At 70.7% G+C, this 21,869-nt stretch carries 18 protein-coding genes; 8 read left to right on the forward strand and 10 right to left on the reverse strand.

What is annotated here, in order from left to right; translation table 11 throughout:
• Positions 1-54: 54 nt before the first annotated feature.
• Positions 55-2,607 carry a DNA topoisomerase IV subunit A gene (locus SOM11_RS02910; protein WP_320477153.1) on the reverse strand — a complete coding sequence of 851 codons (2,553 nt, stop codon included), beginning with the start codon at positions 2,605-2,607 and terminating at the stop codon, positions 55-57.
• Between the two features lie 68 nt (positions 2,608-2,675).
• Here SOM11_RS02910 and SOM11_RS02915 point away from each other — a divergent pair, with 68 nt between their 5' ends.
• Complete coding sequence (locus tag SOM11_RS02915; protein WP_320477154.1) at positions 2,676-3,815, forward strand: alkaline phosphatase family protein; 1,140 nt, start codon at positions 2,676-2,678, stop codon at positions 3,813-3,815.
• Positions 3,816-3,837: 22 nt separating this feature from the next.
• Here the strand turns inward: SOM11_RS02915 and sepH are convergent, their stop codons facing one another.
• Complete coding sequence (gene sepH / locus SOM11_RS02920; protein WP_320477155.1) at positions 3,838-5,004, reverse strand: septation protein SepH; 1,167 nt, start codon at positions 5,002-5,004, stop codon at positions 3,838-3,840.
• A gap of 197 nt (positions 5,005-5,201) precedes the next feature.
• On the opposite strand from sepH, the gene SOM11_RS02925 reads away from it, so the two are divergent.
• On the forward strand, positions 5,202-5,492 hold the full coding sequence (locus SOM11_RS02925) for a DUF4193 domain-containing protein (protein WP_192060270.1): 291 nt from the start codon (positions 5,202-5,204) through the stop codon (positions 5,490-5,492).
• Here SOM11_RS02925 and SOM11_RS02930 read toward each other — a convergent pair.
• Positions 5,467-5,922, reverse strand: coding sequence for a DUF3093 domain-containing protein (locus tag SOM11_RS02930; protein ID WP_192060271.1), 456 nt, complete (start codon positions 5,920-5,922; stop codon positions 5,467-5,469). The two genes, SOM11_RS02925 and SOM11_RS02930, sit on opposite strands and share 26 nt — an antisense overlap.
• 38 nt (positions 5,923-5,960) lie before the next feature.
• On the opposite strand from SOM11_RS02930, the gene dut reads away from it, so the two are divergent.
• The 5 genes from dut (at position 5,961) to dxs (ending at position 12,970) form a co-directional block, all read left to right on the forward strand.
• Positions 5,961-6,437, forward strand: a complete 477-nt coding sequence (gene dut, locus SOM11_RS02935; protein WP_414655440.1) for a dUTP diphosphatase — start codon at positions 5,961-5,963, stop codon at positions 6,435-6,437.
• Entirely contained in the window at positions 6,434-7,144 is a 711-nt protein-coding gene (locus tag SOM11_RS02940) for a DUF3710 domain-containing protein (protein WP_320477156.1), read from the forward strand. Before dut ends, SOM11_RS02940 begins: the two co-directional genes overlap by 4 nt.
• Before the next feature lie 7 nt (positions 7,145-7,151).
• The gene (locus SOM11_RS02945; protein WP_320477157.1) at positions 7,152-7,904 is read left to right on the forward strand and encodes a DUF3159 domain-containing protein; all 753 of its coding nucleotides are present in this window, start codon (positions 7,152-7,154) and stop codon (positions 7,902-7,904) included.
• Positions 7,905-8,062: 158 nt separating this feature from the next.
• On the forward strand, positions 8,063-10,891 hold the full coding sequence (gene acnA / locus SOM11_RS02950; RefSeq protein WP_320477158.1) for an aconitate hydratase AcnA: 2,829 nt from the start codon (positions 8,063-8,065) through the stop codon (positions 10,889-10,891).
• A 126-nt stretch (positions 10,892-11,017) separates the two neighbouring features.
• Positions 11,018-12,970 (forward strand): 1-deoxy-D-xylulose-5-phosphate synthase, encoded by a 1,953-nt coding sequence (dxs, locus tag SOM11_RS02955; protein WP_243215066.1) that lies wholly within the window; start codon positions 11,018-11,020, stop codon positions 12,968-12,970.
• A 42-nt stretch (positions 12,971-13,012) separates the two neighbouring features.
• Here dxs and SOM11_RS02960 read toward each other — a convergent pair whose 3' ends face one another.
• The 4 genes from SOM11_RS02960 to SOM11_RS02975 all read right to left on the reverse strand — a co-directional run bounded on the left by SOM11_RS02960 (position 13,013) and on the right by SOM11_RS02975 (position 18,357).
• On the reverse strand, positions 13,013-15,139 hold the full coding sequence (locus tag SOM11_RS02960) for a 3-hydroxyacyl-CoA dehydrogenase NAD-binding domain-containing protein (protein WP_320477159.1): 2,127 nt from the start codon (positions 15,137-15,139) through the stop codon (positions 13,013-13,015).
• Positions 15,136-16,341, reverse strand: a complete 1,206-nt coding sequence (locus SOM11_RS02965; protein ID WP_320477160.1) for a thiolase family protein — start codon at positions 16,339-16,341, stop codon at positions 15,136-15,138. The genes SOM11_RS02960 and SOM11_RS02965 overlap by 4 nt, the downstream gene beginning before the upstream one ends.
• A gap of 73 nt (positions 16,342-16,414) precedes the next feature.
• Positions 16,415-17,743, reverse strand: a complete 1,329-nt coding sequence (locus SOM11_RS02970) for an HRDC domain-containing protein (protein WP_320477161.1) — start codon at positions 17,741-17,743, stop codon at positions 16,415-16,417.
• Positions 17,744-17,760: 17 nt separating this feature from the next.
• Positions 17,761-18,357: a DUF3000 domain-containing protein gene (locus SOM11_RS02975; RefSeq protein ID WP_192060280.1), complete on the reverse strand. Its 597-nt coding sequence runs from the start codon at positions 18,355-18,357 to the stop codon at positions 17,761-17,763.
• Between the two features lie 121 nt (positions 18,358-18,478).
• On the opposite strand from SOM11_RS02975, the gene SOM11_RS02980 reads away from it, so the two are divergent.
• On the forward strand, positions 18,479-19,717 hold the full coding sequence (locus SOM11_RS02980) for an alpha/beta hydrolase family protein (protein ID WP_320477162.1): 1,239 nt from the start codon (positions 18,479-18,481) through the stop codon (positions 19,715-19,717).
• On the opposite strand, the gene SOM11_RS02985 is transcribed toward SOM11_RS02980, so the two are convergent.
• The 3 genes from SOM11_RS02985 to SOM11_RS02995 are packed head-to-tail and all read right to left on the reverse strand — an operon-like array spanning position 19,638 to position 21,732.
• A complete protein-coding gene (locus SOM11_RS02985) occupies positions 19,638-20,396 on the reverse strand; it encodes a dihydrofolate reductase family protein (protein ID WP_192060281.1) in 759 nt (252 codons plus the stop codon). The two genes, SOM11_RS02980 and SOM11_RS02985, sit on opposite strands and share 80 nt — an antisense overlap.
• Positions 20,393-20,836: a SufE family protein gene (locus SOM11_RS02990; protein WP_243215059.1), complete on the reverse strand. Its 444-nt coding sequence runs from the start codon at positions 20,834-20,836 to the stop codon at positions 20,393-20,395. Before SOM11_RS02990 ends, SOM11_RS02985 begins: the two co-directional genes overlap by 4 nt.
• Positions 20,833-21,732 carry a sulfurtransferase gene (locus SOM11_RS02995; RefSeq protein WP_192060283.1) on the reverse strand — a complete coding sequence of 300 codons (900 nt, stop codon included), beginning with the start codon at positions 21,730-21,732 and terminating at the stop codon, positions 20,833-20,835. The genes SOM11_RS02990 and SOM11_RS02995 overlap by 4 nt, the downstream gene beginning before the upstream one ends.
• Positions 21,733-21,869: the final 137 nt, after the last annotated feature.

Here is a 21,869-nt window from a genome sequence, read left to right on the forward strand (position 1 = left end):
CGCGGTCAGGCGCGTGAGACGGGCGAGCGGACCACGCGGTCCGCTCGCCCGCCGTCACTCTGCGGGGGCCGACTGGACGGCGCCGGCCGCCGAGTCGTCACCCGCGTCCGCGCCTGCCTCCGCGCCGGTGGCGGAGTCCGCGATGTGCGCGACGGACGCCCCGATCGAGCCGATCTCCGCGGCGAGGGGCGTGCCCGACGCATCGCGTCGCGACAGCTCGGCCGGGAGCTCGCGGACTGCGCCGTCCGCACCGACGGCACGAGCGGGCGCGGGTCCGACCCAGGCGAGGGTGAGGCCGTCCTCGCCCTTGAGCAGGGCGTGCGACCGGACGCCGCCGGTGGCCCTGCCCTTGCCGGGGTACTCGTCGAACGCGCTGGTCTTGCCGCGCCCCGGGTCCGTGCCGGCGATGGTGGAGGAGCTGGTCGACACCGTCACGACGACCGCCTCGTGCCCGGCGGCCACGGCGCCGAAGAACAGCACGGTCGACGACTCGGGGAGGTTGATGCCGGCCACGCCACCACCCGCCGGGCCCTGCGGACGGACGGCTGACGCCGGGAATCTCAACAGCTGCGTCGACGACGAGACGAAGACGAGCTCGTCGTCGTCGCCGCCCTGCGCCACTCCGACGACCGAGTCGCCCTTCTTCAGACCGATGACCGGGAAATCGGGGCGGGAGGGGTACTGACCCGGGGCCACGCGCTTCACCACGCCTCGTGCGGTGCCGAGGGCGATGGGCCGGTCGGCCGTCAGGGAGACGAGGGCGAGCACCCGTTCGGTGCGATCGGTCAGTCCGATGTAGTCGCGGACGGGCACACCCGCACCGAGCTGCACCGAGGTCGGCGGAACCGACGGGAGGTCGACCGGGGTGAAGCGGATCAGACGACCATGGGTGGTCACCGCCCCGATCTCGGTCCGACTCGTGGTGTCGATCGACGACAGGACGGCATCGTGCTTCGTCCGACGCGGTGGGGGAGTGGGCAGCCCCGAGTCCGGGTCCTGGTGGTCGACGCGGAGGATGCGACCCGTCGTCGAGAGGAAGACCCTCGTGGGGGTGTCCGCGATCTCGAGCACGGGCGACTTCTTACTGCCTCGACCCACGGTCGCCACACTGGGCGCGGCTTCGGTCAGGAGGGTGCGGCGGGGCGTGCCGAACTGCTCGGCGATCTCGCCCAGCTCGCTCGAGACGAGGGCGCGCAGGCGGCGCTTGTCGGCGAGCAGCGCCTTGAGGTCGGCGATGGCGGCGAGCAGTTCGTCGCGCTCGGCCTCGAGCTCGATGCGGCTGAACCTCGTGAGGCGGCGCAGCTGCAGATCGAGGATGTACTCGGCCTGGATCTCGCTCAGGTCGAAGACCTCGCGCAGACGAGCCCTGGCCGCGGCGGTGTCGTCGCTGCTGCGGATGACCTGGATCACCTCGTCGATGTCGACGATGGCGACGAGCAGCCCCTCGACCAGGTGGAGGCGGTCCTCCTTCTTCGCGAGCCGGTACCGCGTGCGCCGGGTCACCACGTCGATGCGGTGGGCGACGTAGACCTCGAGCATCTCCTTCAGCCCGAGCGTGCGCGGCTGCCCCTCGACGAGGGCGACGTTGTTGATGCTGAAGCCGTCTTCGAGCGGCGTGTAGCGGTAGAGCTGCTCGAGCACGGCCTGCGGGCTGAACCCGGTCTTGATGCCGATCACGAGTCTCAGGCCGTGCTTGTGGTCGGTCAGATCGGTGACGTCGGTGATGCCGGTCAGCTTCTTGGCCTGCACGCCGTCCTTGATCTTCTCGATCACCTTCTCGGGCCCGACGAGGTACGGCAGCTCGGTGACGACGAGCCCGTTCTTCCGGGCAGTGATGCTCTCGACCGACACCTTCGCGCGGGTCTTGAAGCTCCCCCGGCCGGTGGCGTAGGCGTCACGCACACCGGCGAGCCCCGAGATGGTGCCACCCGTCGGCAGATCGGGACCGGGCACGAAGGCCATGAGGTCGTCGAGACTCGCGGAGGGGTGGTCGATCAGATGCCGAGCCGCCCCGACGACCTCGATGAGATTGTGCGGGGCCATGTTGGTCGCCATGCCGACGGCGATGCCGCTGGCGCCGTTGACGAGGAGGTTCGGGAACGCGGCGGGCAGCACCTCGGGCTGCATCAGCTGGTTGTCGTAGTTGGGCACGAAGTCGACGACGTCCTCGCCGAGCCCCTGCGTCATCGCCAGCGACGCCTCGGCGAGTCGGGCCTCCGTGTAGCGGGGGGCGGCCGGCCCGTCGTCGAGCGAGCCGAAGTTGCCGTGCCCGTCGATGAGGGGCACCCGCATGGTGAACGGCTGCGCCTGGCGCACCATGGCGTCGTAGATGGCGGTGTCGCCGTGCGGGTGCAGCTTGCCCATCACCTCGCCCACCACGCGCGCGCTCTTGACGTGCCCGCGGTCGGGACGCAGCCCCATCTCCGACATCTGGTAGAGGATCCGCCGCTGGACGGGCTTCAGCCCGTCGCGGGCGTCCGGCAGGGCCCGCGAGTAGATGACCGAGTACGCGTACTCGAGGAACGAGCCCTGCATCTCGAGCGAGACGTCGATGTCCTCGATGCGTTCGCCGTCGTCGGGAGTGGAGAGGGTGTCGGTCGTCGTCATGCACTTCTCGGGGGCAGGAGGCGCGAAGCACCTCGGATGGATGGTTCGGCTATGGCAGACTGGTGCCGATGACGTCCATCGTACCGGGGCGCCCCCCGCACGCCGTGAGCCTGGCCGACGTGCTCCCCTCTTCGGTCGCCTCGCTCTCGGGCGCGGCGAACCCGCTCGCTCTTCCCCCCGCGCGGTCCGCCGTGGTCCTCCTCGTCGACGGTCTCGGCAGCTCCTCGCTCGGTGCTCGGAAGGGCCACGCCCGCACGCTCGCCTCCGCCCCGGGCGGCAGCATCTGGTCGGGCTTCCCCACGACGACGGCGGCCGCGCTCACCACCTTCGCCACCGGGGTCCTCCCCGGCGCGCACGGGCTCGTCGGCTACTCGGTGCTCGACCGCGACCGCGATCGCGTCGTGAAGCAGCTCTCGGGCTGGGACGCCGGCATGCGGCCCGACACCTGGCAGCGCAGCAGCACGGTCTTCGAGCGAGCCGCCGACGAGGGAGTCACGAGCTTCTCGGTCGGCCCGAAGCGCTACGCGACGTCCGGGCTGACGGAGGCCATCCTCTCCGGCACGACCTATCTGTCGGCGGAGTCGATGGCCGACCGATTCGACGCGGCTCGCGACGCCGCTCAGGCGACCCGCGCCTCCCTGGTGTATCTGTACGTCCCCGAGCTGGACATGATCGCGCATCGCGCCGGCTGGGAGTCGCCGGAGTGGACGACCGCGCTCGAGCAGGTGGACGCCGAGATCCGCCGCCTCGACGCCGGGCTCGGGCACGACACCGGGCTGCTCGTCACGGCGGATCACGGGGTGCTCGACATCGGCGAACGCCGTCGCATCGTCTTCGGCGGGAGGGCCGAGCTCGTCGACGGCGTCCGGCACGTGGCGGGCGAGCCGCGCTGCCTGCAGCTGCACTTCGGCGACGAGGTGTCCGACGACCGGCGAGCGGCCACACTCGCGGCCTGGCGCGAAGCGGAGGGCGGACGGGCCTGGGTGATCACGCGCGAGGAGGCCGTCGAGGCGGGCTGGTTCGGACCGGTCGACGCCGAGGTGCTGCCCCGGATCGGCGACATCCTCGTCGCCGCGCGTCGCGGCGTCGTCTACTACGACGGGCGCGGTACCGGCGGTCTGGCCGGCTCGATGATCGGGCAGCACGGCAGCTGGTCGACGGACGAGACGCAGGTCCCGCTCAGACGATTCGGCGCCTACGCGCGCTGACGCCCCCCGGTGGTCGGACCACTCACTTGTCGTCGTCCGAACGCGCTCCGAAGACGATGTCGTCCCAGCTCGGCATCGACGCCCGGCCGCGGCCCTTCTTGCCGCTCGACGAGAGCGGCGTGACCACGGGGGGCATCGGGTTGGCACGGCGGGGTCGGCCGGTGCGGGCTGCGCCCGGCAGGGGATGCGCAGCAGCCGACGAGTCGTCGTCGCGGCCCTGCTCGGCGTCGGGTCGGGCGGCGGTCGTGTCCGTCGAGCCCTCGGGCAGTCCGAAGTCGTCGAGAGGCACGTCGATGACGCGGATGGATCCCGCCGCCGGATGCTGCGGGGCGTCGTCGTCGGAGAAGCGCGCGGACTCCCGCTCGCCCCGTCGGCGACGGAGGGCCTCGAGCAGATCGGCCGTCTGGTTGTGCGACGTGGCCGGGTCGGGCGAGCGGTTCGTGGCCGCGAGCGAGGCGGCCGAGCGGGCGTCGCTCCGATGACGCTCGGGCTCGACGACCCGGGGGACCTCGATCTCCACGTCGGTCTCGGGGGTCGTGTCGACCATGAACGCGCCGCTGTCGAAGCGACCCGGGGTCGATCCCGAGTCGCGGTCGACGGCCCGGAGGCGCGGTGCGAGAGGGCCGACGTCCTCGCGATGCTGAGAGAGGGTGTTGGCGTCTCCGCCGGCGGGGGCGAGGAGGAGCTTCTTGGGGTCGAACCGCCAGGTCGCGTCTCGCGAGACCTCGCGGGTCACGTACGAGACGTGGACCAGCCAGCCCTGCTCGACGTCCTTGTAGCTGGTCCACGAGCGGTCCGATGCCTCCGCCGTGTCCAGGCGGGCTTCGATCACCCCTCCGAAGGTGGACGGGCCCGAGTCGCCGTCGTCGTCGCCGGCCACCGTCACCGGGACGGCCATCGCGGTCTCGAGCACGAACGCGCGCTCGGCGAGGACGGGACCCTCGAATCGACGGATGTAGTCGAGGTCGGCTCCGGTGACCGCGGAGGTCTGCTCGGACGAGAGGCCGGCGCGGATGTGCGCCTGGATCTCGCGAGGTGGCGCCTTGCGCTGGGCGGGGGAGCCGTCGGGCGCGGCGGCGCGCAGATGCGTGTGGAGCGAATGCGTGACCGGGAGGCGGTACTCGCTTCCGCCGTCGGTCGCCACGAGCAGCGCACCGCTCTCGACTCCGATGACCCTCAGATCCTGCATGTAGCACGCCTTTCGCCGTCGTGATTCGCCCGTAAGACTCGCACGTCGAGGGCCTCCGACCGGGGAATAGAACGGGCGTGCCGCCAGTTCTTTCGAGGCGCCCGGGAGGCCCTGCCGACCGGTTTGCTATTCGGGAACGAGTCATGCAAACTGTGCGCGCCGAATTGGGTACACGAACGTAATAGAACTGGATGGGCATGGCAACCGACTACGACGCACCTCGCAAGAACGACGACGACTCGGAGTCGATCGAGGGGCTCAAAGAGCGGGTCCCCGACAAGATGACCGGTGTCGTCGACGACGACGCCGACAACCCGGGCTCGTTCGAGCTCGCCGGTCAGGATCTCTCCGACCTCGATCTCGACGTCGTCGTCCTGCCCCCGCAGCTCGACGAGTTCACCTGCGTCGAGTGCTTCCTGGTCAAGCACCGTTCGCAGCTCGACCACGAGACCAAGCTCGGGGCTATCTGCCGGGAGTGCGCCGCCTGACGGCCGTCAGCCGGTCGACGATCTCGTCGGGCCGACGGGTCGAGACCAGCCAGTAGGGAGCCGGGTCCGACACGTCGGTCAATTCGATCCTGACGACCGGCTTCACCCATCCCCGGAAGAGGGTCCATGCTCGTGCATCGAGCAGGGGCCCTCTTTGTGCTGTGGCGGCGGCCCCGCGGTAGGCGGTCACGTCTCCGATCTCGTGGGCGTGGAGGCGCGCGCGACCCGCCGAGAACCCCTCGTCGTCGATGGTCAGCACGGGCGAGCCGAGGAGCAGCGCCAGCACGGCCGCCACGTAGAAGACGATCGCCATCACCACGCCCACCCCGACATTGATGGGCAGGAAGACCAGGAGCGTCGCCGGCAGCAGGAGCGCCGAGGCCAGGAAGACGGTGACCGGCGGCGACAGCCGCTCGCGGTAGTTGTGCATGGGTCCATTCGACCAGACTTCTGGACTACCCTCGACACGTGACTCAGACCCTCGACGTCCAGATCGCGGTCGACGGGGCCCTCGGCTCCGCGTTCGTCCCGCGCTATTCGCACCCCGGCGACGCCGGCGCGGACCTCCTGTCCACCGAGGCGATCACCCTCCGGGCCGGTCGCCGGGCTCTCGTCGGAACGGGGGTCCGGATCGCCCTCCCCGACGGCCACGCCGCCTTCGTCGTCCCGCGCAGCGGCCTCGCGGCCAAGCACGGCATCACGGTGGTGAACAGCCCCGGGACGGTCGACGCCGGCTACCGCGGCGAGATCAAGGTCGCTCTGCTCAACACGGATCTCGACGCCGATCACGAGATAGCGGTCGGCGACAAGATCGCCCAGCTCGTGATCGTGCCGGTCGTCCGAGCGGACTTCCTCACGGTCGAGACCCTCCCGGAGAGCGTCAGGGGCGACGGCGGCTTCGGATCCACGGGATACGCACACGAGACAGGAACGGCATCAGCATGAGGAAGTCCAAGCGCGCGCAGCAGGCCGCCGAGGTCGCCATCGACATCGAGCAGGTCGACGGAGACGACGTCGAGATCGATGTGAGCGGTCTCGACGAGGTCGAGGTCTTCGACGACTCGAAGTCCGCACCGGCCGATCGCGCCGAAGAGGGTCCGCTCGACGAGACCGAGGCGATCCCGGTCAGGCCCTACGTCGATCTCGGCGGTGTCAAGATCGTGCCCCGTGAGGGCCTCCACCTCCGCCTCGAGGTCGAGGAGGGCAGCAAGCGGGTCGTGGCCGTCGGGCTCGACTTCGCGAAGTCGACCCTGCAGGTGCAGCCGTTCGCGGCCCCGCGCAGCGCAGGTCTCTGGAACGAGATCCGCGGTCAGATCTCCGAGCAGATCCAACGCCAAGGAGGCGCGACCACCGAGATCGACGGACCCTTCGGTCCCGAGGTGCGCGCCGAGATCCCGGTCATGGGCGGCGACGCCGGGCACACGCGTCTCGCGCGCTTCGTCGGGGTCGACGGCCCCCGCTGGTTCCTCCGAGGGGTCATCGCCGGCGAAGCGACCGTCGACGACGACGCCGCGGCCAAGATCGAGGAGCTCTTCCGCAGCATCGTCGTGGTGCGCGGCTCGAACCCGATGGCGCCCCGCGATCTCATTCCCTTGTCGATGCCCAAGGCCGGGCCGACCGACGCACCGGGCACCACGCCCTCCCAGGTCTGAGGCCGGCATGACCGACGACGACCGCACCGGGATCGGCGCGGAGTCCCCGTCCGACGATCCCCGCGTGTCCCTCGCCGCGCAGCTGCGGGCGGCGGCGAGCAAGGCCGGCATCGGCCAGGTCGCGCCGGGGGAGGTCCCCACGGCCGGAGCCCTGCTCTCGGCCATCGGAGGCGTCCGCGGGCTGGCCGAGTCGATCCTGCCGGGTCTCGGATTCGTGATCGTGTACACGCTGACGGGGAGCCTCGTACCCTCCGTGCTCATCCCGGTCGGCGTCGCGGTCCTGTTCGTCGTCGCCCGCATCGTGCAGCGCGGCCCCGTGGCCCAGGCTCTGGCCGGCGTGTTCGGGATCGCGATCTCGGCTGCCATCGCCCTCCTCAGCGGACGGGCCGAGGGCAACTTCATCCCCGGTCTCGTCGTCAACGTCGTGTCCCTCCTGGCATTGCTGGTGAGCATCGCGGTGCGGTGGCCCGTCATCGGCATCATCGTCGGGCTGCTGACGAACGAGGGGAGCGCCTGGCGAGACGACAAGGCCAAGCGCCGGGTCCTGGTGCTGACCACGTGGCTCTGGTGCGGGCTGTTCGCGGCACGACTCGCCGTGCAGCTGCCTCTCTTCTTCGCCGGGCAGATCACCGCCCTGGCGACGACGAAGCTCGTCATGGGCGTCCCGCTGTACGCGGCGGTCCTCTGGGTCACCTGGCTGCTGGTGCGGACGGTCTACCGGGCGCGTCTCGAGGCCGACGCGGCCCCGGGCAGGCTCTGAGCGGCAGCCGCTCAGCCACTCGGTGGTAGGTTTATCTTGACATCGAGATAAATCGACGACGTCGGTCATCGGACGGTCCGCGGACTTAGGCTTGCCTCGCTGGTGCGGCATCTGCCCAGCGACCATGATGACGACGGAGTCAGCAAGGGAGACGGCACGTGTCTGCAATCAACAGTTTCGGTTCGAAGGATTCACTGAGGGTCGGCGACACCGACTACGAGGTCTACCGCATCGACGCGGTCGACGGGGCCGACAAGCTCCCGTTCAGCCTCAAGGTCCTCCTCGAGAACCTGCTCCGCACCGAAGACGGTGCCAACGTCACAGGCGACCAGATCCGCGCCCTGGGCTCGTGGCAGCCCTCGGCCGAGCCCGACACGGAGATCCAGTTCTCACCCGCACGCGTGGTGATGCAGGACTTCACCGGGGTCCCCTGCATCGTCGACCTCGCGACCATGCGCGAGGCCGTGTCGGCTCTCGGCGGTGATCCGACCAAGATCAACCCCCTCGCGCCGGCCGAGCTCGTGATCGACCACTCGGTCATCGCCGACCTCTTCGGCAGCGAGAACGCCCTCGAGCGCAACGTCGAGATCGAGTACGAGCGCAACGGCGAGCGGTACCAGTTCCTCCGCTGGGGGCAGACGGCGTTCGACGACTTCAAGGTCGTCCCGCCCGGAACGGGCATCGTCCACCAGGTCAACATCGAGTACCTGGCCCGTGTCACCTACAGCCGCACGGTCTCCACGGCGGACGGCGGCAGCGTGCTGCAGGCCTACCCCGACACGCTCGTCGGAACCGACTCGCACACCACCATGGTCAACGGCCTCGGCGTGCTCGGCTGGGGCGTCGGCGGCATCGAGGCCGAGGCCGCGATGCTGGGTCAGCCGGTGTCGATGCTCATCCCGCGCGTCGTCGGCTTCAAGCTGAGCGGCTCGATCCCCACCGGCGTCACCGCGACGGACGTCGTCCTCACCATCACGCAGCAGCTGCGGAAGCACGGGGTCGTCGGCAAGTTCGTCGAGTTCTACGGCGAAGGGGTCGCGCAGGTGCCCCTGGCCAACCGAGCCACGATCGGCAACATGAGCCCCGAGTTCGGCTCGACCGCGGCCATCTTCCCGATCGACGACGTGACGCTCGACTACCTGCGTCTCACCGGTCGCAGCGAGGAGCAGATCGAACTCGTCGAGAAGTACGCCAAGCTGCAGGGGCTCTGGCACGACCCGTCGACCGAGCCCGTCTTCAGCGAGTACCTCGAGCTGGATCTCGCGACCGTGGTCCCGTCGATCGCCGGGCCGAAGCGCCCCCAGGACCGCATCGAGCTGACCGAGTCGAAGTCGCAGTTCGAGATCGACCTGGGCTCGTACGCGACCACCGACCACACGAGCGTCGACGCCGCGGTCGAGGGCACCTTCCCGGCCTCCGACCCGGTCGGTCTCACGGCGGAGGACGACGCGACGGAGCCCCCGACGCACATGCACACCTCGCACGCCCCCGCCAAGACCTCGAAGCCCACGCCGGTGACGCTCGAAGACGGTCGCGAGTTCACCCTCGATCACGGCGCCGTCGCGATCGCGGCCATCACGTCGTGCACGAACACGTCGAACCCCTCCGTCATGCTGGCCGCGGGTCTCCTGGCACGCAACGCCAGCCAGAAGGGCCTGAAGGCGAAGCCGTGGGTCAAGACCACCCTCGCGCCGGGTTCGAAGGTCGTCACCGACTACTACGAGAAGGCCGGCCTCACGACCTACCTCGAAGACCTCGGCTTCTACACGGTCGGCTACGGCTGCACGACCTGCATCGGCAACTCGGGCCCCCTGATCGACGAGATCTCGTCGGCCGTGCAAGACAACGACCTCGCCGTGACGGCGGTCCTGTCGGGCAACCGCAACTTCGAGGGGCGGATCAACCCCGATGTGAAGATGAACTACCTGGCGAGCCCGCCGCTCGTCATCGCCTACGCGCTGGCCGGGTCGATGAACTTCGACTTCGAGAACGACGCCCTCGGCACCGACGAGGCCGGCGGAGACGTCTTCCTCCGAGACATCTGGCCCGATGCCGCCGAGGTCCAGAAGACCATCGACGAGTCGATCGACACCGAGATGTTCACCCACGAGTACGCCGGTGTCTTCGACGGAGACGAGCGCTGGCGTTCGCTTCCGACGCCCACCGGCGCCACCTTCGAGTGGGACGACGAGTCGACCTACGTGCGGAAGCCCCCGTACTTCGACGGCATGACGATCGAGACCACGCCGGTCACCGACATCGTCGATGCTCGCGTCCTCGCCAAGCTCGGCGACTCGGTCACGACCGATCACATCAGCCCGGCGGGCTCGATCAAGGTCGACAGCCCGGCGGGTCACTACCTCGCGGAGCACGGTGTCGACCGCAAGGACTTCAACTCCTACGGATCGCGTCGCGGCAACCACGAGGTGATGATCCGCGGCACCTTCGCCAACATCCGTCTGAAGAACCAGCTGCTCGACGGCGTCGAGGGCGGGTACACGCGCGACTTCACGCAGCCCGACGCCCCGCAGTCGTTCATCTACGACGCGAGCGCCCGCTACCAGGATGCCGGCACGCCGCTCGTGATCCTGGGCGGCAAGGAGTACGGCTCGGGTTCGTCGCGCGACTGGGCGGCGAAGGGCACGAGCCTCCTGGGCGTCAAGGCCGTCATCACCGAGAGCTTCGAGCGCATCCACCGCTCGAACCTGATCGGCATGGGTGTCGTGCCCCTGCAGTTCCCGGCGGGTGAGAGCTGGGAGTCCCTCGGGCTCGACGGCACGGAGTCGATCAGCATCTCGGGGCTCACCGAGCTCAACGAGGGCACGACGCCCAAGACCGTCCACGTGGTCGCGACGCCGAGCGACCACTCACCCGAGGGCAAGTCGGTCGTCGAGTTCGACGCCGTCGTCCGGATCGACACCCCCGGCGAGGCGGACTACTACCGCAACGGCGGCATCCTGCAGTACGTGCTGCGCAGTCTGGTCTGATCCCTCACCCCGCGAGACCCCCGGGCCGCCGCCGATCCGCGGCGGCCCGGGGGTCTTTCCACGCTCCGCACACCCCTCGTGCCTAGACTGGACCGATGCCCTCCGGGGCGTGGAAGGGAAGCCGGTATGAGCCTGCTCGAAACGATCAGAGGACCTCGCGACCTCGACCGCTTGACCGACGACGAGATGATCGAGCTCGCGGGCGAGATCCGCAGATTCCTCGTCGCAGAGGTCTCCAAGACCGGCGGTCATCTCGGCCCCAACCTCGGGGTCGTCGAGCTCACGTTGGCTCTGCACCGGGTCTTCCACTCGCCGCATGACGCCATCGTCTTCGACACCGGCCACCAGTCGTACGTGCACAAGCTCCTCACCGGGCGCCAGGACTTCAGCATGCTGCGCCTCCGGGGCGGTCTCGCGGGCTATCCGCAGCGCTCCGAGTCCGAGCACGACATCGTCGAGAGCTCGCACGCCTCCAGCTCGCTGTCGTGGGCCGACGGCATCTCGCGCGCCTTCCAGCTCACCGGCCAGTCCGACCGCCACGTCGTGGCCGTCGTCGGCGATGGCGCTCTGACCGGCGGCATGACGTGGGAGGCCCTCAACAACATCTCCGACGACAACGACCGTCGGCTGATCATCGTCGTGAACGACAACGGCCGCTCGTACGCGCCCACCATCGGCGGCATGGCGCGGTTCCTCAACACGGTGCGGACGAGGAGCACGTATCGCGACATGCATCGGGGCAGCCGTGCCGTCTTCGATCACCTCGGGCACCCCGGTCGGGCGTTCTACCGCGGGGTGAGGGGCGGGCTGCACGGGTTCCTCAGTCGATTCACCAACAACGAGGCTCTGTACTCGAACCTCGACATCAAGTACGTCGGCCCGGTCGACGGTCACGACCAGTCGGCCATGGAGGAAGCTCTCCAGCAGGCCAAGAACTACGGCACCCCGGTGATCGTGCACGCCATCACCGAGAAGGGCCGGGGCTACGATCCCGCGCGGGCCGACGTGGCCGACCAGTTCCATGCGGTGGGGCAGATCGACCCCGAGACGGGTGAGCCGCTCGCTTCGGCGGGCGCCCCGTCGTGGACGTCCGTCTTCGCCGAGGAGATCGTCTCGATCGCCGAGCGGGACGAGACGGTGGTCGGCATCACGGCGGCCATGCTCCGACCGGTGGGCCTGCATCTCCTCGCCGAGCGGTTCCCCGGCCGGGTGCTCGACGTCGGCATCGCCGAGCAGCACGCGGTCACCAGCGCCGCCGGGCTCGCGTTCGGCGGGCTGCACCCGGTGGTCGCGCTCTACGCGACCTTCGTCAACCGGGCGTTCGACCAGATCCTCATGGACGTCGGGCTGCACCAGGCCGGCGTCACGTTCGTCCTCGACCGGGCGGGCGTCACGGGCCCCGACGGGCCGAGCCACCATGGCATGTGGGATCTCGCACTGCTGCAGATCGTGCCGCACATCCGTCTGGCGGCCCCGAGAGATTCGACGCGCCTCCGCGAAGAGCTCCGCGAGGCTGTGGCCGTCACCGACGCGCCCACCGTGGTCCGTTTCTCCAAGGGCAGCGTCGGCACCGAGCACGACGCCATCGAACGGCTCGACGACGGTGTCGACGTGCTGCATCGCGGTGACCGGGCCGACGTCCTGCTCGTCTGCGTCGGTCCGATGGCCTCCGTCGGTCTCGACGTCGCCGCGCGCCTCGCCGATCAGGGCATCGGCGCCACGGTCGTCGACCCGCGGTGGGTCGTCCCCGTGGCGCGTTCGGTGATCGATCTCGCGGCGGAGCATCGACTCGTCGTGACCATCGAGGACGGCGTGCGCGTCGGCGGCATTGGGACGCGCATCCGACAGGATCTCCGTCAGGCAGGCGTCGACACTGCGGTCACCGAGCTGGGTCTCCCAGACGAGTTCCTGGCGCACGGTTCACGAGCCGAGATCCTCGAGGAGGTGGGGCTCACCCCGCAGGCCATCGCCCGCGACGTGGTGGCTCAGGTCCTCGGGAGCAAGATCCCCGTGGCCCGACCGCTGACGGACGGTGCGCAGGCCGACGCCACCGGTTCCGGTCGCCTCCGCGACCAGTAAGCGACACGCGGGCGTCCCCGCCTCGACCGACGACGCGGAGGCTCAGCCGGCCACGCCGCGGATCACGGGTGAGTGGAACGTCGTGCCCCGGACGCGCTCGGTGGCGCCGACCCGGTCGAGGTACGGCGTGAGCCCGCCCATCTGGAACGGGTAGCCCGCCCCGAGGATCAGACACAGATCGATGTCCTCGGCTGCGGAGACCACGCCGTCGTCGAGCATGCGCCCGACCTCGTCGGCCAGGCCGTCCTCGATGCGGATCCGGAGCTCGTCGGCGGACAGCGCTGTGCCCTTCCCCGCTGTCAGCGCGACGGCCTTCTTGTCGAACCCCTGGCGTCGGCCCTTGGAATCGCGGTCGAGGATCCGCCCGTGGTCCGCCAGCCGGTGGAGGGCCTCGCTGGCGTGGAACCTGTCCGGGAACGCGGCGTGATGGGTGTCGAGCACGTGCGCGCCGACGGTCAGCCCGACGAGCTCGAGCAGCTCGAACGGGGTCATCGGGAGCCCGAAGGGATCCATCGACCGGTCGACGACCTCGAAGGGGGTGCCCGTCTCGACCGCGTGCATGGCCTCGCCGAGGACCTTCGCGAGTATGCGGTTCACGACGAACCCCGGGGTGTCCGCCGTGATGACAGCGTTCTTGCGGAGGGCCTTGGCCGTCACCATCGCGGTGCTGAGCGTCGCCTCGTCGGTCTTCGGCGTCTTGACGACCTCGATGAGCGGCATGACGGCGACCGGGTTGAAGAAGTGGAAGCCGACCAGACGCTCGGGGTGCTGCAGCTCGGCGCCGATGGCCTCGACGCTCAACGACGACGTGTTCGTCGCCAGGATCGTCGTCTCGGAGACGATCGCCTCGACGTCGGCGAAGACCTTCTGCTTGACGGAGAGCTCTTCGAAGACGGCCTCGATGACCCAGTCGCAGTCGGCGAAGTCGCGGAGGTCGGTGGTGCCGGTGACCAGCGCCTCCAACCGGTTCGACTCGTCGCTCGTGATCCGGCCCTTCGCCGCCAACTCGGCGATGTCGGCTCGGATCCGTGCGACACCGGCGTCGACGCGCCCCTGGTCGAGGTCGGTGATGACGACGGGCACGCGCAGACGTCGGACGAAGAGGAGGGCGAACTGGCTGGCCATGAGCCCCGCGCCCACGACCCCGACCTTCCCGATCGCGCGGGCGACCTCGGGGGAGGGGGCCCCGGCGGGCTTCTTCGCGCGCTTCTGGACGAGGTCGAACGCGTACATGCTCGCCTGGAACTGATCGCCCGAGACGAGATCGGCCAGCGCCTCGTCCTCCGCCGCGAAGCCGGTCGCCCGGTCGGTGTTCTTGGCGGCCTTGAGCAGGTCGAGGGCCGCGTAGGGCGAGGCCGCCACGGTGCCGATCTTCGACTGCAGCGACTTTCGGGCGATCGAGATGGCGGCATCCCACTTGACGGCCCTCTCGAGCCGCCCGGGGACGTTCGGACGCTTGACCGTGATGCGCCCGGTCACCACGCCGTCGGCCCAGCGGATGCTGTCTTCGAGGAACGACGAGGGTCCGAACATCTCGTCGACGATGCCGAGCTCGAGAGCCTGCGCGGGCTTGAGGGTGCGGTTGTTCTTGAGGGGGTTCTCGACGATCACGCGCAGGGCGTTCTCGATCCCGATGAGGTTGGGCAGGAGCCACGCGCCGCCCCAGCCGGGGATGAGCCCCAGGAACACCTCGGGCAGCGCGATCGCCGCCGCCGACGAGTCGACGGTGCGGTAGTCGGCGTGCAGCGCGATCTCCACCCCGCCGCCGAGCGCCAGTCCGTTCACGAACACGAACGTGGGCACACCCGCGTCGTGCAGCTTGCCGAGCACCGCGTGGCCCTGCCGGGCCAGCTCGAGCCCGACCTCGCGGCTCGGGATCTGCCCGACCTTGCTGAGGTCCGCCCCCGCGGCGAGGAAGTACGGCTTGCCGGTCACGGCGATGGCGGCGATCTCACCCCGGGAGGCGCGGGCCCGGAGGGCGTCGAGGGTCGCGCCGTACTCGGCCAGCGTCGCCGGCCCGAGGGTGCTCGGTCGGGTGTGGTCGCGGCCGTTGTCGAGGGTGACGAGGGCCAGCACGCCACCGGACGGCATCGGCACGTCGCGGACGTGCGAGTGCGTCACGACCTCGTCGGCGGACAGGGCTGTCAGGGTCTCGAGGGCCGTCGTCATGCGCGGGCCGCCTTTCGCGAGTAGTGCGGGTTCTCCCAGATGACGCTGCCGCCCTGACCGAGACCCACGCACATGGCCGTCAGGCCGTAGCGGACGTCGGGTCGCTGCTCGAACTGGCGCGCGAGCTGGATCATCAGGCGGACCCCGCTGGAGGCCAGAGGGTGCCCCACGGCGATCGCACCGCCCCACGCATTGACCCGCGGGTCGTCGTCGTCGATGCCGAAGTGGTCGAGGAGCGACAGCACCTGCACCGCGAAGGCCTCGTTCAGTTCGAAGAGCCCGATGTCGTCGATCGACAGGCCCGCCTTGCGGAGGGCCTTCTCGGTGGAGGGGACGGGTCCGATGCCCATGATCTCGGGTTCGACGCCGGCGTAGGCGAAGCTCACGAGTCGCATCTTGGGGGTGAGGTCGAGCTCGTCGGCCGCCTGCTGCGAGGCGAGGAGGCTGACGGTCGCTCCGTCGTTCAGCCCGGAGGAGTTGCCGGCGGTGACGCGGCCGTGCGGCCGGAACGGCGTGCGGAGCGCGGCGAGACCCTCGAGGGTCGTCTCGGGGCGCGGCGCCTCGTCACGGGTGGCGAGACCCCAGCCCTCGTCGGTGGCCACGGCCACGGGCACGAGGTCGGGTTGGATGTGGCCGGCGTCGTAGGCCGCGGCCAGCTTCTGCTGAGACCGCATGGCGTAGCGGTCCGACCGCTCCTTCGTCAGCTGCGGGAACCGATCGTGGATCCGCTCAGCCGTGTTTCCCATGTTGAGGGCCTCGCCGCTGACGATCCTCTCGGCGACGAACCGCGGGTTGGGGTCGGCGTTGAAGCCCATCGGGTGGCGGCCCATGTGCTCGACGCCCCCGGCGATGGCGACGTCGTAGGCGCCGAACGCGATGCCCCCGGCGAGAGTCGTGACGCTCGTCATGGCCCCGGCGCACATCCGGTCGATTGCGAAACCGGGGACGGACTTCGGCAGACCGGCCAGGAGCGCGGTCGTCCGCCCGAGGGTCAGACCCTGATCGCCCTGCTGGGTCGTCGCCGCGATGGCGACGTCGTCGACGCGGTCGAGCGGCAGGGACGGGTTGCGTTCGAGCAGACCCCTCATCGCCTTGACGACGAGATCGTCCGCCCGGGTCTTCCAGTACATGCCTTTGTCGCCGGCCCGCCCGAACGGGGTGCGTACCCCGTCGACGAAGACGACATCTGTTCTCTCGGCCACATTGCCTCCAGTGCTCGGATCTGGTCCGATCCTAGGGACGACGCCTGCCGGGCGGAGAATCCTTCGCGGATGTCTACGAAGTCGCGCCGTCGCCGTCCTCGGGCTCTTGGTGGGCGTCGACAAAGGCCTCGGCGAGCGGTTCGGCCACGGCGTCGATCTGCCAGCGTCGGGCGCCGAGCGCCTCGAGCGCCGCCGCGACGGCGTCGGTCTCGAACGGGATGGGCGGCTCCCAGGCGAGACGCCGCAGGTGCTCGGGGGTCAGCAGGTTCTCGACGGGCATGTCGAACGTCTCGGCGATCTCGGCGATGCGCGGGCGCGCGAACCGGTAGCGGGCGTCGGCCATCGGGTTCTTGTCGGCCCAGCTGCGGGGCGGCGGCAGCGTCTCCGCCGCGGGACCGCGGGTCGACGGGAGGTCGGTCGTCGCGAGGCCGCGCTCGATGGCGCCCCACCAGCGGTCGAGCTCGCTCCGGCTCGCGCGTCCGACGAACTCCCGCAGACCCGCCAGGGCGCGCTTGTCGGCGGGCATCGCCTTGGTCGCCGCCACCAGCGACGAGTCGGGCACGAGTCGACCGGGTGCGGTGTCGATCTGCCGCGCGTACTCGTCGCGGGCCAGCCACAGCTCACGGGCGACGGCCAGACCGCGCGTGCCCCGCACGGTGTGCAGTCCGGTGAGACGACGCCAGGGGTCGACCTTCGGCGGCTTCGCCTCGCGCGCGACCGTGGCGGCGAACTCCTCACGCGCGATCTCGAGCTTGCCGGCGTCGACGAGCCGCGCCTCCATGGCGTCCCGCAGGTCGACGAGCAGCTCGACGTCGAGGGCGGCGTAGACGAGCCAGCTCTGCGGAAGCGGACGCGTCGACCAGTCGGCGGCGGAGTGCTCCTTCGCCAGGTGGACGCCCAGCAGCTGCTCGACCACGGCGCCGAGCCCCACCTTGGGCAGCCCCGCGATCCGGGCCCCGAGCTCGGTGTCGAAGACGGTCGCGGGGTCGAGCCCCACCTCGCGGAGGCACGCGAGGTCCTGGCTGGCGGCGTGCAGCACCCACTCCTCGTGGCCGATGACCTCCTGCAGCTCGGCGAACGAGCCGATCGCGGGCGGGTCGAAGAGGAAGACCCCGGCGCCGCGACGGAACACCTGGATGAGATAGGCCCGCTGCGAGTACCGGAAGCCGGAGGCGCGCTCGGCGTCGATCGACACCGGCCCCGTGCCGGAGCGGATCGCCTCGACCGCTGCGAGGTACCCCGGCCGGTCGGCGATGACGTCGACCCTGCCGTGGAGGTCGTCGGCGGTCGTCAGGACGCTCGGCGACACGGAGACCACGGGCTGATCGCCCCCGGACGGGTCGCCTGCGCTGCCGACGACGCCGGAGTCGACGCTGCGGGATTCGGATGCGGCGGGGTTCATGGTCGTGTCCTTCTGGTTCAGTCCCGACCGACACGCCGCGACGCGAGGAGGGTGACGCCCTCGACGGTCGGCGGGAGGCCCGCGAGCGTGCAGATCAGTTCGCCCCAGGCCTCGATGTGGGGGCCGAGGTCGGTGCTGGTGGGGCTCCACGAGGCGCGCAGCTCGAGCAGGGCGCCGTCGCCGTGACGGGCCAGCTCGCCGTAGCCGGTCGAGAGCAGCTTCGTGGCAGTGCCCGAGGCCGAATCGTAGGCGGCGCCGCGGGCGTCGAGCGAGTCGACCAGCCACGACCAGGCGACGTCGGCGACGAAGGGGTCGAGGGCGAGGTCGGTCTCGAGGGGAGCCTGGGCGAAGCAGACGACCCGGAAGGGCCCGCCCCAGGCCTCCGGTTCGGACGCGTCGTGGAGGAGGGTGAAGCGTCCGGTGCCGAGGTCGGAGTCGGCCCGGCCGTTCGCCCCGACCACGTCGCCGGCGAGAGCCAGCGAGTTCGGAGCGATGCCGCCGGGTGCGGGGATCTCGGTCACGGCGAGGTCGTCGCGGGTGGCTGCTCGACGCACCGCGTCGACGGCGTCGAGGAACGCGGGCGCAGGCGACGGCGTCGAGGGATTGTCGGACACGTGTGCAGACTAGGCTCCGAGCAGACCGTCAGGCAGACGGCACGCCGCGTCGGGCTGCACGACGGGCGTCGGCCGTCCGCGCCGGTCGCCCCGTGCCCGCGTCGAGTGTCCGGAGTCCGTCGTGACCAGCAGAGCGTCCCGTCCACCCGCCGGGGGATCGAGGGCCGCCCTGGCCGTCACCGCGATCGTGGTCGGTTCGTCCGTCACGCTCTCGCTCGTCGCCATCGCGGGGGGCGTCGTGGCTGTGATGCGCAAGATCGTCACGCCCGAGCGCCGGCGCCGCGACGACCTGCGCATCGTCGGTCACGATGCCGCCTCGTCGACCGTGAGCCTGACCTCGACGGCCGACACGCGCCTCCCGGGCCGCTACAGCCTCTGGTTCGACGGCGGTCGTGGTCATGCGCGTCTGGGCGAGGTGCTGAGCGACGACGGGCGGGTCGTCGTCCGGCGGGTCGAGCAGGTGACCGCCGGCTCGCTCGACGGGGCCCGTTCGGGGCGCATCGGCGGCTGGCTGTGGTCGGACCCCGGCGAGGCCGATCTCGATGCCGAGGAGGTGCGGGTCGACACCGAGGTCGGCCCGGCCCCCGCCTGGCTGGTGCCGGCCGAGGGCGGGGAACCGGGCCCCTGGATGATCGGCGTGCACGGTCGCGGCGTCACCCGCGCCGAGACGATCCGGTCGGTGCCCGTGTTCCGCCGGCACGGCTACACGTCGTTGCTCGTCTCGTACCGGAACGACGGCGACGCGCCCCGATCGCTTGATGGCCGCTACGCCCTGGGCGACGACGAGTGGGCGGACGTCGAGTCGGCGATGGCCTACGCCCTGCTGCACGGGGCGACGTCGCTGGTGCTGATGGGCTGGTCGATGGGCGGGGCGCTCGTGCTGCAGGCGGCCACGCGGTCGACGCTGGCCGGTCGGCTGTCGGGCGTCGTGCTCGAGTCACCGGTCGTCGACTGGCGCACCACCCTCCGATTCCAGGGGGCGGCCATGCACGTGCCGCGGGTCGTCCAGGATCTCGTGCTGCGCCTCCTGATGTCTCCCGCGCTCTCGCGTCTGAGCGGGCGGCGCGGCCCGATCGATCTCGATCGACTCGACCTGGTGGCCGGCGCCGACGCCCTCGACGTGCCCGTCCTGCTGCTGCACAGCGACGACGACGGGTTCGTCCCGTCGACGGCGTCGCACGCCCTCGCGGATGCACGACCCGATCTCGTGCGTCTCGAGGTGTTCCGCACCGCGCGCCACACGAAGCTCTACAACTTCGACCCGCAGCGTTTCGAGGGGGTCATCGACGGGTGGCTGGGCCGTCTTCCACGAGCCAGCGGGCGTACAGCGCGCTCTGCTCGTCCATCAGCAGCTGACTGAGCGTCAGACGCGACGGGTCGAAGCGCTCGCGTCCGAAGACCGGCAGACCGCTGCCGATCACGATCGGCGAGGTGGAGAGGCAGAGCTCGTCGACCAGTCCGTCGTGCAGGAACTGCCCCGCGAGCGACGGCCCGCCCTCGCAGACGAGCGACAGCAGGCCGTGGGCGTGCAGCCGGTCGAGCACCGCGGCGGGCTCGAGGCGGCGGGACTCGTCGGCGCAGGTCAGGACGGTCGCGGCGCGGGCGACCTCGCCGCCGAGCGTGCGCCGGACCTCCGCCACCGCGGCCTCGGGGCAGACGACGACGACGCGCTCGGCGGCCTCAGGGTCCATCCGGTGCCCGGAGAGGTCGCCCGAGGACGTCACGACGACCAGCCGGGAGGTCTTGGGCACCCGGTAGCCCTCGGCGCGGACGCTGGCCGCTCCGACGACGACCCCGTCGGCGACCGCCCGGATCGCCGCGAGGATGGTGCGGTCCGTCGGGTTGCTGAGCGTCTCGGAGGTGCCGTCCGACCCGGCGGCGTCGCCGCTGACCGCGGTGATGAGGTTGAGGCGGGTCCAGGTCGCGGCCGGAGGCGCGTACAGGTCGCGCAGGCGACCGGGCGTCGCCTCGTGCTCGATGTCGAGCTCGAGACCGGTCTCGAGGGGACGCCCGGTCGTGTGCAGCACGCGCAGGGTCACGCGGTGGCGATCCTGTCGCGGATCTGACGCTTGGCGCGCGCGAGGAGGGCGGTCATGCCCCGGATGCGCAGCGGGCTGACGGCCTCGGTCAGGCCGATCGTCTGCGGGTAGTCGTCGGGCACGGCGTCGAGCACCTCGTCGACGGTCAGGCCGTCGAGGCCCTGAGCGAGGATCGAGGCGAAGCCGCGGGTCGTCGGGGCCTCCCGCGGGGCGGTGGCGTGCAGGTGGACGCGACCGTCGACGACCTCGACGAAGAGGTAGACGGGGCTCTGGCACTCCACCACCCGTTCGAGCAGGTCGGGGTGGTCGGCGAACCGGGCCGGCAGGTCGGGCAGCTCGTTCGAGAACTCGAGCAGCAGCTGCAGGCGGTCGCGCACCTCCAGCGCCGTGAATTCCTCGCGGATCTCGACGAGCGCGGCGGGCAGCGTGGTCCCGGTCACCGGGCGGGGACCTCTCCGGGTTCGCTGCCCTGCACGATGGGCACACGGACGGCGCTGCCCCATTCGGTCCACGAGCCGTCGTAGTTGCGGACGTTCTCGAAGCCCATCAGGTGGTGCAGCACGAACCAGGTGTGGCTCGACCGCTCGCCGATGCGGCAGTAGGCGACGACCTCGTCGCCGGTCTCGAGGCCGGCGCCGTCGCGGTAGATGGCGTCGAGCTCGGCGACGGGACGGAACCGCCCGTCCTCCGCCGCGGCCTTGCCCCAGGGGACGTTCGCGGCCGAGGGGATGTGCCCGGCGCGGAGGGCTCCCTCGTCGGGGTAGGCGGGGGCGGTGGTCCGCTCGCCCGAGTACTCCTCGGGGGAGCGGACGTCGATCAGGGGCTTGCCGAGGTGCTCGAGCACGTCGTCCTTGTAGGCGCGGATGACCGTGTCGTCGCGCTCCACGACCGGGTAGTCGCTCGTCTCGGGCTCGGGGGAGTCCGTCGTGTACTCGCGTCCCTCGGCCTCCCAGGCGGCGCGGCCGCCGTCGAGCAGCCGCACGTCGTCGTGACCGAACAGCGAGAACACCCAGAGCGCGTAGGCGGCCCACCAGTTGTTCTTGTCGCCGTAGACGACGATCGTCGTGTCGCGTCCGATGCCCTTCGACGACATCAGCCGGGCGAATCCCTCGCCGTCGATGTAGTCGCGGCGGACGGGGTCGTTGAGGTCGAGGTGCCAGTCGATCTTGACGGCGCCCGGGATGTGGCCCGTCTCGTAGAGCAGGACGTCCTCGTCGGACTCGACGACGACGAGACCGGGGGAGCCGAGGTGCTGCGCCAGCCAGTCGGTGCTCACCAGGCGTTCGGGGTGCGCGTAGTCGCTGAAACGGGCGGACGTGTCGTGCTCGACGACCATGGACTTACCTCCGGGTGTGTGTCTCCGCCTGCTGCGGAGCGCCGCGTGAGCGGCTGATGTTCGGGTTGCCGGTGAGCACTAAACTCAGGGGCAGTACGACCCCGTCGAGGCTACGCACCGCGCTTTGGCCTCGCACA

It is taken from the genome of Frigoribacterium sp. CFBP9029, assembly GCF_034045305.1.
Classification (GTDB): Bacteria; Actinomycetota; Actinomycetes; order Actinomycetales; family Microbacteriaceae; genus Frigoribacterium.